This window comes from Dietzia cercidiphylli (genome assembly GCF_039531545.1).
Taxonomy (GTDB): Bacteria; Actinomycetota; Actinomycetes; order Mycobacteriales; family Mycobacteriaceae; genus Dietzia; species Dietzia natronolimnaea.
In genome coordinates this window covers 180,931-194,334 of sequence record NZ_BAAAQG010000024.1, presented here as the reverse complement: position 1 = coordinate 194,334, position 13,404 = coordinate 180,931, and the positions used below count along the sequence as shown (strand labels likewise).

General features: G+C 70.1%; 10 protein-coding genes. 1 reads left to right on the top strand and 9 read right to left on the bottom strand.

Annotation, left to right across the window (positions count from 1 at the left end):
* Window positions 1–156: 156 nt before the first annotated feature.
* The 5 genes from dnaB to ABD250_RS17640 all read right to left on the bottom strand — a co-directional run bounded on the left by dnaB (window position 157) and on the right by ABD250_RS17640 (window position 4,411).
* Window positions 157–1,980: a replicative DNA helicase gene (gene dnaB / locus ABD250_RS17660; RefSeq protein WP_370650945.1), complete on the bottom strand. Its 1,824-nt coding sequence runs from the start codon at window positions 1,978–1,980 to the stop codon at window positions 157–159.
* 475 nt (window positions 1,981–2,455) lie between these two features.
* A complete protein-coding gene (rplI, locus tag ABD250_RS17655) occupies window positions 2,456–2,908 on the bottom strand; it encodes a 50S ribosomal protein L9 (protein WP_179523916.1) in 453 nt (150 codons plus the stop codon).
* Window positions 2,909–3,023: 115 nt separating this feature from the next.
* The gene (locus ABD250_RS17650) at window positions 3,024–3,596 is read right to left on the bottom strand and encodes a single-stranded DNA-binding protein (protein WP_179523917.1); all 573 of its coding nucleotides are present in this window, start codon (window positions 3,594–3,596) and stop codon (window positions 3,024–3,026) included.
* 89 nt (window positions 3,597–3,685) lie between these two features.
* Window positions 3,686–3,973: a 30S ribosomal protein S6 gene (gene rpsF / locus ABD250_RS17645; RefSeq protein WP_107747067.1), complete on the bottom strand. Its 288-nt coding sequence runs from the start codon at window positions 3,971–3,973 to the stop codon at window positions 3,686–3,688.
* A 144-nt stretch (window positions 3,974–4,117) separates the two neighbouring features.
* Window positions 4,118–4,411 carry a LuxR C-terminal-related transcriptional regulator gene (locus tag ABD250_RS17640; protein WP_338404152.1) on the bottom strand — a complete coding sequence of 98 codons (294 nt, stop codon included), beginning with the start codon at window positions 4,409–4,411 and terminating at the stop codon, window positions 4,118–4,120.
* 176 nt (window positions 4,412–4,587) lie between these two features.
* Between ABD250_RS17640 and ABD250_RS17635 the strand changes: the two genes are divergently transcribed.
* Window positions 4,588–8,475 (top strand): NACHT and WD repeat domain-containing protein, encoded by a 3,888-nt coding sequence (locus tag ABD250_RS17635; protein ID WP_182658239.1) that lies wholly within the window; start codon window positions 4,588–4,590, stop codon window positions 8,473–8,475.
* 40 nt (window positions 8,476–8,515) lie between these two features.
* On the opposite strand, the gene ABD250_RS17630 is transcribed toward ABD250_RS17635, so the two are convergent.
* From ABD250_RS17630 to ABD250_RS17615, 4 genes are all read right to left on the bottom strand, one after another.
* Entirely contained in the window at window positions 8,516–8,707 is a 192-nt protein-coding gene (locus ABD250_RS17630) for a hypothetical protein (protein WP_179523918.1), read from the bottom strand.
* Window positions 8,704–10,311: a glycosyltransferase family 87 protein gene (locus ABD250_RS17625; RefSeq protein ID WP_338404151.1), complete on the bottom strand. Its 1,608-nt coding sequence runs from the start codon at window positions 10,309–10,311 to the stop codon at window positions 8,704–8,706. Before ABD250_RS17625 ends, ABD250_RS17630 begins: the two co-directional genes overlap by 4 nt.
* Before the next feature lie 28 nt (window positions 10,312–10,339).
* A complete protein-coding gene (locus ABD250_RS17620; RefSeq protein WP_344393532.1) occupies window positions 10,340–12,607 on the bottom strand; it encodes a transglycosylase domain-containing protein in 2,268 nt (755 codons plus the stop codon).
* Window positions 12,608–12,726: 119 nt separating this feature from the next.
* Window positions 12,727–13,125 (bottom strand): DUF5318 family protein, encoded by a 399-nt coding sequence (locus tag ABD250_RS17615; RefSeq protein WP_182658587.1) that lies wholly within the window; start codon window positions 13,123–13,125, stop codon window positions 12,727–12,729.
* Window positions 13,126–13,404 lie beyond the last annotated feature (279 nt).

Here is a 13,404-nt window from a genome sequence, read left to right as displayed (position 1 = left end):
TGTTCAGGAAGCACTTCGGTCTATTTTCGCCCAGCGATCCGCAGATCCCCGTGAATCACCGGGGCTAGGTTTCTCCCGACCGAAGTGACAGATTCCTGCGAACCGTGTGACACGCCAGTGAGAAATTGACAGATTGTTTGAGAACCGACAGACAACCTACAACCCGCGCGCCATATCCACGAACCGCGAGTAGTGCAGCTGGTGCGCCACGGTGATGGTGGAGGTCGGACCACCACGGTGCTTGCCCAGGATGAGGTCGGCCTCGCCGGCGCGGGGGTCGTCGCGCTCGGTGGAGTCGGGCCGGTGGAGCAGCATGACGATGTCGGCGTCCTGCTCAAGCGAGCCGGACTCGCGGAGGTCGGAGACCTGGGGCCGCTTGTCGGTGCGCTGCTCGGGGCCACGGTTCAGCTGGGAGATCGCGATCAGTGGCACGTCGAGCTCCTTGGCCAGCAGCTTGAGCTGGCGGGAGAACTCGGAGACCTCCTGCTGGCGGGACTCGACCTTCTTGCCGCTGGACATCAACTGCAGGTAGTCCACCACGATCAGCCGGAGGTCGTGCTTCTGCTTGAGTCGGCGGGCCTTGGCCCGGATCTCCATCATGGTGAGGTTGGGCGAGTCGTCGATGAACAGCGGGGCCTCGGAGATCTCGCCCATCCGCCGGGCCATGCGGGTCCAGTCCTCGTCGCTCATCTTTCCCGACTTCATGTCGGAGAGCTTGACCCGCGCCTCGGCGCTCATCAGACGCATGACGATCTCGGTCTTGCTCATCTCCAGGGAGAACAGCACGGAGGAGAGCCCGTTCTTGATCGAGCACGATCGCATGATGTCCAGGCCGATGGTGGAGTTGTGCGTGGGAATCCCGGTGGGACCGGCCAGGTACAGGTGATCATCGGCGGCGACCTCGATGCACCTGACCGGGACGCTCTGCGCGCCGCGGACGTCGATGATCAGGCGGTCGGGGCGCCCTGAACCGGCGTTCTCGGGCACCAGGATGCCGAAGTCGCTCACCAGCATCAGCGTCTCGAGTGACTTGGTGGTGACGGTCTGGTGGGTGCCGCCCATCTCGATCCGCCACTCGTGCTCGGCGTCCGCCACGATCTCCGCGCCGTCGTTGAACCGCAGGGTGAAGCAGGGGCGGTCCTCCCACACCTCGGTCACGGCCACGACCTCGGTCGGCTGCCCGTCGGCGCCGAGCACCCGGTCGCCGACGCCCACGTTCCCCATGGTGGTCACGCCGCCCGGGGTCGGGAGCACCGTGTCCAGGGCGAGTGCCTTACCGACACCGGGGCGGGCGGCGATGATGATCATCTGGCCGCCGTGGAGCCCGTTGGTCACGGCGTCGAGGTCGGCGAAGCCCGTGGGGACACCGTTGCTCAGCCCGCCGGCCGTGTGAATGGCGTCGATCTCGTCCATCGTGGGCTGCAGGAGCTCCTCGATGATCACGTAGTCCTCGGTGGTCCGGCGCTCGGTCACCTCGAAGATCTCGGCCTGCGCCCGGTCCACCACCTCGGCCACGTCGGCTCCCTCGGACCCCGAGTAGCCGAACTGCACGATCCGCGTCCCTGCGTCGACCAGACGCCGCAGGATCGCCTTCTCCGAGACGATCTGTGCGTAGTACCCAGCGTTGGCGGCCGTGGGCACGGTCGAGATGAGGGTGTGGAGGTAGGTGGCCCCTCCGGCGCGCCGGAGGTCACCACGGCGGTCAAGCTCGGCGGCCACGGTGACGGCGTCCGCGGGCTCGCCACGGGCGTACAGGTCCAGGATCACGTCGTAGACGGCCTGGTGCGACGGCTTGTAGAAGTCGCCCGGCTGGATCTCCTCCACCACGTCCGCGATCGCGTCCTTGCTGAGGAGCATTCCGCCGAGCACCGATTGCTCCGCGGTGAGGTCCTGCGGCGGCGTGCGACCGAACTCCGAGCGTCCACCCTCGTCCGGCGGAGGCGGCATCTCGTCGGATCCGTCAAATCCCCCCTGCGCCATGACCTCTCCTCTCCGCCTCACGCCTCTGGCGTGCGGTACTCCCGAGCCGACTCGCCTGCCCCGCGTGACCAGTTCACTGTAGGCCACCGGGGCGACACGCCCGGCAGCCACCCGTCAAGTTATCCACAGGTTTCTCCACAATCGTTGGTGGCCGACTGTGGACAACTGTGGATGAATTCCCGATTCGCTGGCCCGATGCCGGTCCGCCTGTGGACAACCGGTGGATTACCCGGTCGCAACTGAACAAAAGTGCTGGTCATGCGGCTCTTCGCTCGCATGTGCGACGGTGGAGAACGGCACGTATCACGCTCTGTTCAACGACGCAATAGGTAACGAAAGATGAACATTATTGGTATCGGAACCGACACCATTGTATTTTGCCGACGAGGTTATCCACAGGCGGTCCACAACCCCGTCGTGTCCACGACGAGGGCCCCGGCCGTCGCGGACGACGACCGGGGCCCTACGTGGGAGATCAGGCGGGAACGACCTCGAACTCGACCTTGGCGGTCGTGTCGTGTCCCAGTTCGACGACGACGCTCTGGGCGCCGGTCGACTTGATGTGCTCCTTGGGCATGTGCACGGCGCGCTTGTCGAGCGCCGGCCCCCCGGCGGACTTGATCGCGGAGGCGACGTCGCCCGCGGTGACCGAGCCGAACAGCTTGCCGGTGTCGGAGGTCTTGACCGCGACCTTGACGTCGGCGAGCGACTCGAGCTTCTGCTTGAGCTCGTTGGCGTGGTCCGAGTCGCGCACCTCACGGGCCTCCTGGACCCGCTTGATCGACTCGATCTGGCGCTCGGCGCCCGGGGTGGCCACGATGGCCAGCCCACGCGGGAGCAGGAAGTTACGGCCGTATCCGCCCTTGACCTCGACGATGTCGCCCGGCGCACCGAGCTTGTCGACGTCGGCGGTGAGGATCAGCTTCATGATCCGTCTACCTTTCTTTCCTCCGACGAGCCGACCGGGGCCGGACTCTCGCGAGGTCATGTCTCATGCTTATGGGGTGGGGCGCATCGCGCGCCCCGGGGAAAAGACCCTGGGATCAGAACGGGGGCTCGTCGTCCATGCCGCCGAAGCCACCGGAACCGCCGGCCCGGGGAGCGCTGCCCCACGGATCGTCGTTCTGCTGGCCGCCGCCCTGGCCGCCACCGAAGCCGCCCTGCGGCTGGCCGCCGGACTGGAATCCGCCGCCCTGCTGACCGCCGCCCTGCTGGCCACCACCCTGGAAGCCGCCCCCGCCGCCCTCGCGGTTGGTGCGGGTGACCTTGGCCGTGGCGTACTTGAGCGACGGGCCGACCTCGTCGACCTCCACCTCGTACACCGTGCGCTTCTCGCCCTCACGGGTTTCGTACGACCGTTGGCGCAGACGACCGGTGACGACGACGCGCATCCCCTTCTGCAGGGACTCCGCCACGTTCTCGGCGGCTTGGCGCCACACGTTGCAGGTGAGGAACAGGCCTTCGCCGTCCTCCCACTGGTTGGTCTGGGAGTTAAAGCGGCGCGGCGTCGAGGCGATCCGGAAGTTCGCGACCGCGGCACCCGACGGTGTGAACCGCAGCTCGGGGTCCGCGACGATGTTCCCGACCACGGTGATGGGGGTGTCGCCCTGTGCCATGCGCTTGTCCTCCGTGTTGACGCTCAGGTGGTGGTGATCGGAGCTCGACCGACCACGCCCAGATTAGCGGGCGGGCCGGACAACCCGGGTCACTTGTCGGCGCGGAGCACCTTGGTGCGGAGCACGTTCTCGTTCAGACCGAGCTGACGATCCAGCTCCTTGACCGCGTCCGGCTCGGACTTGATCTGGACGACGGCGTAGATGCCCTCGGTCTGCTTGTTGATCTCGTAGGCAAAGCGGCGCTTTCCCCAGACATCGACCTTGTCGACCGAACCGCCCTCTTGCCGGATCACGTTGAGGAACGTGTCCAGCGACGGCGCCACGGTGCGCTCGTCGAGACTCGGATCGAGGATGACCATCACTTCGTATTGACGCATGGGACCTCATCACCTCCTGTGGACTACAGATTCGGCCACGGAATTTCCGTGGCAGGAGGGTCGTTGCGTCAGCAACCCGCTAAGGCTACCCCGCTTGAGCACCGCCGACGAAATCCCTCGCGACACCGACCCGGTCGGATCGGACTAGAGGTCATCGAGTCCGATGTACCCGTCCTCGACCGCGCGCACCAGCAGCCGGACCTTCGTCCGGGCCGGCCGCCCCACCGCGTCGTACTTCGAGCGCACCCGTTGGATGTAGGTGCTCACCGTGGAGTCCGCGAGGAAGAGGCGCTCGGTGACCTCCCGCTTGCTGTCGGAGGCGAGCCATGCCAGGAGCACCTCCACCTCACGGTCGCTGAGCTCGGGCCGGGGTCCGGGCCGACGATCGGGTCGGCGGATGGATTCCCGCGCGGTGGTGAAAGGGAGTGTGGCAGTCACGATGTCCTCCGTCAGGTGAGAGTGGACTCATAGTGCTGGGGGCTGCCCGGCCGGTCACCAGTCGGCGAGATATCCGTACGAGTCCGTACGGCGGTGTCGTACGTTCGCATGAAAAACGGTCTCCAACTGCACAGATGCGCGTCGCACAGCTCGGGGGGGGCCGTACGATGTTTACCGTGGACACTCATTCCGGGCCCCCGCACCCACCGGGGTCCCCTTCAGATCCCTCTCAGGTTCGTACCCGCGAGGAGTTCGGTGCGGCGCTCACCGCCCTCCGAGCGTCCGCCGGACTGTCGGTACGGGACGTGGTCCGGGAGGTCCCCGCCCTCACCCTCGGTACCGCCTCCGGATGGTTCTCCGGACAGCACGTCCCCACGCGATCGAGCGAGACCACCCTCGTCACCGTCCTCGACCTGCTCGGCGCGGCCGAGGACACCGACGAGTGGCTCACGGCGGTGGAACGGGTCCGCTCACGCCCCGGGCCCCGGCGTCTCGGGCGCCGCGTCACCGGCAGCGATCGCGGCGGGGGGCCGCAACCCGGCCCGGTACACGCGCAGGGGGCGCCTCCCCGGGCGACCACCGCGAACGCGGGCGTACCGGGACGTTCCGCGGTCCCCGTGCCGACCGACTCCGACAGTCCCTATGTCGGCCTCCGTCCGTACGTCGCCCTCGACTCACCGCTCTTCCACGGTCGCGCGACCGAGATCGATCTGGTCCTGCGCCGGGTCGCCGAGCGGCGGACGCGGCCCCTGGTCGTGGTCGGGGCCTCGGGATCGGGGAAGTCCTCGCTCCTCGCGGCGGGGGTCGCCCCGCGGTGGGCCGACGACGGTTCGTCGGTGGTGATCTCGCGACCGGAGGAGGTGGATGCCGGGGTGGCCGGGTCGGCGGACTACCTCATCGTCGACCCGCTCGAGGAGCTCTGGGCCGCGGATTTCGGGGACACGAGGCGGGCCGAGGTCCTGGACCTCCTGGCGCAGCGGGCGGCAGGGGGCCTCCCGACGGTGGCCGCACTCCGCGCCGACTTCTTCCCACCCGCCCTCGCGGAACCGGTCCTGCGGGAGGCACTCGACGACCCCGTGGTGATCGGCCCGCCGAGCAGGGACGCGCTGGCGGAGATCATCGTCGAACCGGCCCGGTCGCTCGGATACACCGTCGAACCCTCGCTCGTGACACTGCTGCTCGACACCGTGGCGCCGGCGGACGGCGCCGGTGACGAGCGCTCTCTGCTACCACTGCTGTCCCACGTCCTCCTGGTCTGCTGGGAACGCAGTCGCCGGCGGCGTATCACTGTCGACGACTACTACTCCACGGGCGGCACCGAAGGCGCGATCCGGGCCACGGCCGAGTCCGTCTACCAACAGCTGAGCCCGGCCGGCCGGAGGAACTGCCGAGGGCTGTTCCTCCGGATGGTCGACGTCCGATCCGCACGGACGGTCCGTCGCCGCGCCCCGCTCGCCGAGCTCTCGGAGGAGCTCCTCGCCGTCGCCGCGCCCTTCGCCGACGCGGGGCTGCTCACGGTCGACGGCGAGGCGGTCACCCCCACCCACGAGGTCGTCTTCTCCTCCTGGCCCCGACTGGTCGACTGGATCGACTCCGACCGGGAGGGGTTACGCGTCCTCGGCCGGGTGCGATCCGAAGCCGCCGACTGGGAGGCCGCTGGACGCGACGACGGAGCCCTCCCGTCCGCCTCGGCGAGCGCCGATTTCGGGCAGTGGCGCGACCGGAGCGAGGGCTCCGGTGTGCACCTCGCGCCCTCCGAGCTGGACTTCCTCGACGCCGCGACCGCCCATCACGAGGCCGTGGCTCGGCGGGACCGCAGCCGGATCCGCACGCTCACGACGCTCGCCGGGTCCCTCGCGGTGGTCACCGTCCTGGCGCTCGTCGCCAGCGGCTTCGCACTCCGCGCCACCGCGACCGCCCAGGAGACCCGTGACTCGGCGCTGTCCCGCTCCGGGTCGGTGTCCTCGACCACGGCGTTCACCCGGGACCCCGCCCTCGGGCGCGCGCTCGCGCTGGCCGCGTACCGGATCCATCCCACCACCGAGGCGCGGTCGGCTCTGCTCAACACCAGCCGGGCCGACGTCCCCCTCCGGTACGAGGCCGCACCCGGTAGCGGGCGCGTCGTGGCGCTCCCGGGCACCGCGGACTTCGCCACCGCCGGTTCCGACGGCACGCTCAGGTTCTTCCGGGAGGGGGTCGGGCCGCCGCACGCCTCGCTCGGCCTGACCTCCGGCGAGAGGCACGAGCTCTACGCCGTCGAACTCTCGCCGGACGGGTCGGTCCTCGCCGTCGCCGGTCAGGGAGGGGTGCACCTGGTCGACGTCCGGGACCCCTCGGCGCCTGCGACGCTCTCCACCCTCGAGCCCGACACCGCGCCGTTCCACTCCGTGGCCTTCTCCCCCGACGGGCGGACCCTGGCGGCCGGGTCGCATGACGGCCGGGTCCTCCGCTGGCCGATCGAGGAGCGGGGCGGGCTGCCCACCGTGACCGATCTCCGCGCCCGGGTGGCCACGCCCGACCCCGGCTCGGGGGCGGCCAAGCCGGTGGAGGCGCTGGCGTGGCTGCCCGACTCGTCCACCCTGCTCCTGACCAATCGGACCTCCGGCGTCAAGACGCTCCTCGACGCGGCGGCCGACGGTACCGGGCGGCGCGGTCCGGACATCGACACCGGCCCGGTCGCCATCCCGCTCTCGCTCGCGGTCAACGGGGACGGCACCCGGATCGCGGCGGGCACCACCGATCGCTCCGTCCAGCGCTGGGCGATCGAGGACGGCGAGCTCACCGGAGCCCGCCCCCTGGCCTCTCTCGACGGGTGGAACGCCTACGTCAACGACGTCTCCTACGACGCCCTGGGCCGACTCGCGGCCGCGGGGTCGGACGAGAGGGTCCGTGTCTACGGCCCCACCGGTGCGATGCTCATCGAACTGCCGGCCTCGCAGGTCGCCACCGGCGTCCGGTTCATCGGGGAGGACCAGCTGGTCACCTACTCCGTCGACGGCCTCGTCCGACTCTGGCCGCTCGACCGTCTGGGGGCGGCCTCGGAGACCAACTCGATCTTCCAGACCGCCTCGGCCGGTGACCGGGCGAGCGGGGTGCTCGGCGTGACCGCCGCAGAACTGCACCACACCGTCGTGGACACCACGGGGTCCGTGCCCGTGGAGACCGGGCGGGTCATACCTGATCCCGAGACCCGGTTCAGCGGATCCGTCGCCATGTCACCCGACGGCCGGGTGGTCTACTCCGGGCTCGCGGACGGCGGCATCCAGGTGTTCACCGCGCCCTTCGGTCCCGCGACCCGCTCGATCGCGAGCCTGCCCGTCGCCTCCGGGGTCGTGGTGGCCACCCCGCTCAGCCCGGACGGTCGCACGCTGGCGGTGTGCAGCGACACCGACCCGGAACTCGGGCTGGTCGACGTGAGTGACCCGGCGCGCCCGAGCCTGCGCGTGACCGTCCCGCTCCCCGACCCGTGCGTGGTGGCCGAATTCTCCGCGGACTCCCGGCAGCTCGTCGTGCCCACCCTCGGACCGGAGACGGTGATCATCGACACCACCGACCCGGACCGACCCTCGGTCGCGCACCGTCTCACCACCGGGATCGGCGGCTCACCGGCGGCGGGGTACGCCCACGGCGCGCCGCTGCTGGTCACCTCGGGGGGCGACAAGACCGTGCGGTTGTGGGATGTGGCCGATGCGGCGGACCCACGAGAGCTGTCCTCGTTCATCGCCCCGCCCGGCGAGATCTACTGGGCGGCGTTCTCCGCGGACGACTCCCGGCTCGTACTCACCTCGAGCACGGGGCAGGTCTCCGTCGTCGACATCTCGGACCCCACCTCTCCGCAACCGTGGGCTGTCCTCGGCTCCACCACCGACTCCCTGCTCTACCAGGCGCGGTCGGCTTCTCCCGAGGGTGACCTGCTGGCCGTCGGTGCCGAGGGCGCCATCTGGATGTGGCGGCTCGACGTGGACCGGGTCATCGACGAGGCGTGCGCCGGCGGGGTGCAGCTCACGGGCGAGGAATGGGCCCGGCACTTCCCGGACACCGAGCCGTTCGACCTGTGCGACTGATCACCGGTCGGGCCGCCTCAGCCGTGACGCGGTCCGAACGTCAACCGTGACGCAGTCCGATCGTCAACGCGAGGACCACGGGCACCACGGTGAGGAACAGGAAGGCCGCGACGGTCCAGGAGATCCACACGGGCTGGCGCCACCCCGCGCGGTGCCCGCCGGCGGCGGTGACCATGCAGACGAATCCGACGAGGATGCACACGAACATCCAGATCATCGCACTGGTGCTCATCCGGTGGTGCCCTCCGTCTGTCGGACCCCGCGGGCCTCGTCGTCGTCATGGTCGTCGTCACGGTCGTCGTCGTCACGATCGTCGTTCTCCTGGACCGTCGGTCCGACCAGCGGTTCCCCGGGGTCCGCGAGCACCCCGGCCAGGGGGTCCGGCCCCTCGGGTGTGCCCTGGTGCGCCATCCGGACCAGGTCCAGGTGCGGCCGGTAGATCTCGCGGATCACCACCACACAGATGGCCACGACCATCAGGTCGCGCACCAGGACGAGCGGATGGAACGTCTCGGGCCCGATGCCCTTGTTGGCCACCCCGTGGAAGTACGACATGTGCGCCACCCACAGCAGGGCATCGAAGACCATCCACGGCACCAGCAGCCTGGCCCTGGGGACCGCGAGCACCGCCAGCGGGACCAGCCACAGCGAGTACTGCGGGCTCCACACCTTGTTGGTGAGCAGGAACACCGCCACGATGAGGAACGCCAGCTGCGCGATCCGCGGGGTGGTGGCGGCGGTGAGTCCGATGACCAGCACGGCCACGCAGCCGAGGGCGAACAGGACCAGGGACACCGTGTTGAGCGTGGCCGGGGCCTCGCCCGCGGCGCGCCCGGCGTCGAAGCCCTGCCAGCCCGTCAGGGTCTGCATGACGGCGTAGATGCTCTCCGGGTTGGCGGGGCGGTCCGAGTTGAGCCGGAAGAACTCCCGCCAGCCCTCGGGGAACGGGATCATGATCGGCAGGTTGACCGCCAACCAGGCCGCCACCGCCGCCACGGCCGCCTTGCCCAGGTCCACGAAGCGCCTGCGGCGGATGGCCACCACCAGCAGGGCGCCGAAGAGGAACAGCGGGTACAGCTTGGCCGCCACGCCGATCCCCAGGACGACCCCCGTCCAGACCGGCCTGCTGCGCGCCCACAGCAGGAGCGCCACTGACGCGAACGCCACCGCCATCAGGTCGTAGTTGGTGAAGGCCTGGAAGATGATGAGCGGACTGGCGGCCATGAGCAGCGTGTCCCACGGCCGGCGCCCGGCCGACAGGTAGGTGGCCCACACGGCGACCATCCAGAGGAACGCCAGGATCACGCAGCCGAGGACGAAGTACTTGACCACCTCGATGGGACCGCCGGGGGCCACCGCGTGCCAGGCCTGGGCCGCCTGGGCGGTGACGTACTGGAACATCCCGGACACCACCGGGTACTCCATGTAGCGGGCACCGCCGTCGTCGCCCACCCACATGTACCGGTACGGCAGCTCGCCGGAGTCCAGACCCTGCACCGCGTAGAGCGGGAGCGGGTCGGCGTAGCAGGCCTTGTAGTACTGCTGGCCGGTCCAGTTGAGCCCCGGCGCGGAGCCGTCGGTGGGGCTGGTGGTGACCAGGCACGCTGCCTTGGAGAAGAACCCGAGCGCCAGGAACAGCACCGCGAACATCATGATCACGCGCAGCGGCGTCCAGAACCGCTGCCGTCCTACGACCGCGTGCTCACCGACCGGTCCGCCCCACGCGTCCAGCACCGCCCTGGCGGCCCCGTCCCCGGGTCGCACCCGGTCCCGGGGGCCGAGCGATCGCAGGTCCCTGTCGAGCGGCAGCGGGGAGAGGTGGCCGTTGCTCTGCACGACCACACCCTAGTGCACCGTATCCGGGTCAGGCCCCGCCGTCTCCGGCGTCGCCGCCGCCTCCCGTGCCTCCCCCGTCGCCTCCGCCACCGGGAACCGGGGCCGGCTCGGGGGCGGGGGCCGGCGCGGGCGCGGGTGCCGGAGCACCGGCCCCCGGGATGACGATCTCGGGCAGGCCCGGGACGTTGAGCGTGAGCGGACCCGGCGCCCCGGGAGCCGGAGCGGGCTGCGCGGGGGCGGGGGCGACGCTGGGCTGGGGGACCGCCTGCTGGGTGGCACCCGTCCCGCCGGTGTTCCCGGTCCCCGTGCCGGAGGACTCCCACTGGGACGCGCCGGCCTGGCCACCGATGTACCCGGGGGACGGGAAGCTCTCCCAGTCGGTCCCGGACAGCGCGCCGTCCATCGCCGACTTCCAGATGTCCGCGGGGAGCCCGGACCCGTACATCGTCCCGCCCCACGCGTTGAGCAACGGCTGGTTGTCGTCGGTCCCCACCCACACCGCCGTGGCGATGGACGGGGTGTAGCCCACGAACCAGGCGTCCTTGTTGTACCCGGTGTCGCCGAGCTGGGTGGTGCCGGACTTGGCCGCCGAGGGGCGTCCGCCCGCCAGCGACTTGCCGTTGGAATAGGCGGCGATCGGCTCCATCGCGGAGGTGAGGTTGTTGGCCACGTCGGCGTCCACCACCTCCTCACCCTCGGGGGCCGAGTTGTCCAGCAGGACCTCACCGTCGGCCGTCTCGACCTTCTCGATGAAGTGGGTCGGCCGGTGGACGCCCTCGGCCGCGAAGGTGGCCAGGCTCGTGGCCATGTCGCGCACCCGGATCGGGTACTGGCCCAGGATCAGGCCGTCGTAGGGGTCCTCGCCCTGCTCGGTGAGGGTCTCCCACGGCAGTCCGGGGATCTCCTTGGCGACGCCCGTGCGGTGGGCCATCTCCCGGACGTCGTTGGCGCCGTTGTTCAGCATCCGCTGCAGGCGGATGAACGAGGTGTTGAGGGACATCTTGAGCGCCATCGCGACCGAGCACGACCCACAGGACTGGCCTTGGACGTTGGTGACGGTGACGTTTCCGGTGGTCACGGGCGCCGAGGAGATCTGGGTGCCCAACCCGATCCCCTGCTCGAGGGCGGCGGCCACGCCGAAGATCTTGAAGGTGGAACCGGTCTGCAGCGGAGCGTTGGCGTAATCCCACCCCTCGGCGTCCTCGCCGCCGTAGTAGCCGATCACGCCGCCCGTGCGGGGGTTGATGGAGACCACCGCCGTCCGGTTCTCGGGCCTCTCCCCCTGCATGTTGCTGCGAGCGGCCTCGACCACGGCGTCCTGGGTGGACGGGTCGATCGTGGTGGTGATCTTGAGCCCGCGGGTGTTGAGCATCTGCTCGTCCAGGCCGGCCATCGCCAGCTCCGCCAGCACCTGACGACGGATCGCCCCGTTGGTGGGGTCGCCCACGTTCTGGTCCACCGCCTGGGGATCCTCCACGACCTGGGGGAACTCCGCCATGCCACGCTGCTGGGCGTCGATGGCCCCCATGTCGCGCATGCCGTCCATCACGTAGTTCCAGCGGCCCTCGGAGGCGGCGGCGTTGTTGAGCGGGTCCAGCGCGGACGGCGACTGGATGACCCCCGCGAGAAGCGCGCCCTCCTCCACGGTGAGGCTCTCCACCGGCTTGTTGAAGTAGGCGGTGGAGGCGGCGGCGATGCCGTACGCGCCGCGGCCGAAGTAGATGGTGTTGAGGTAGGCCCCGAGGATCTGGTCCTTGGACCACTCGTTGGTCATCTTGGCCGCGATGATGATCTCCCTGGCCTTGCGCTCGTAGGTGGGAGCGTCGCCGACCATGGTGTTCTTGACGTACTGCTGCGTGATCGTGGACCCGCCGCCGGCGCTCGACTCGCCGGTGACCTGCCCGATCACCGCGCGGCCGATGCCCGTGGGGTCGTAGCCCTCGTTGGTGTAGAAGCTGCGGTCCTCCGCGGCGATGACGGCGTTGCGCACGTGCACGGGGATGGCGTCGACCTCCACCAGGGTGCGGTTGCCCTCCGGTGGGACGATGCGCCCGATCATGGTCGTGCCGTCGTTGGTGTAGATCTCGGAGATCTGGTTGGTGGCCACGCTGCCCGGGCGGGGGATCTCGGTGCGGTTGTAGGTCACCCCGACGATCACCAGCGGGATCACCAACAGGACGACGACGACGAGGATCAGCGTCGTCCAGGCAGGGTGACGCCGGAACCAGCCGCGCCGGGGCGAGGAGTCGTCCCGATCCCCGTCAGATCTCCCACGCGTCCTGTCACTTTGCGACATCTTCTACCCTCCTGCGAGCAGCTCCGACCGGTACGGGTGACCCCCGCTGACGGTGCATTGCCGTCCATTGTGTACGAAATCGCGCTCCACTCGGAACTCACCGCACCCGGGGAGGGCTCTCAGCGGTGCCGGCGGAGGTCCCGCACCGCCCGGCGCACGCGCCTGCCCTCCCCGGAGGCCAGACCCACTTCGTAGGACTCCACCAGGTGGTTCCACGAGCAGCTGCGACACACCTCCACCACGTGCACGGTGAACGCGTCGTGGGTCAGTGCCAGCTGCTCTATCTCGTCCGCACTGCGCGCCGAGCCGGACGCCGCACCCAGGTCGTCGCCGAACACCCAGGACACCTCGGTGAGGTTCTCCTTGCGGCACACGGGGCACACGGTCCCGGTCTCCACGCCGTGGAAACTCGCCGCACGCAGCAGATAGACGTCCGCGTCGCACACCTCGCGAAGTGCCGAGACCCCCTCACGGAGATCCGCCAACACCCCTCGACGCCGCAGGGCGAAATCCACCACCCGTCGACGCCGGAGGGCGTCGCGGCCGGTGGGGTCCTCCGGTCCCGGCGGGGGGCCGGGTCGCCGGGGGCGGAAGTCGGCGTGGTCCACGGGATCAGCCTACGACTCGCGCCGGACCTCCGCGCGAGTCCGGGGCACGAGCACGGGGGGTCCGGGGCGCGAGGCCGGGGGTCCGGGGCCCGCGTCTGTCTCGATCCGTCCGCCCGATGTCACGGACGGGTATATCGGCGCGATACATCCAAAGGTGTACTCTCGGTGACCGTCGCGGAAACCCGCAGG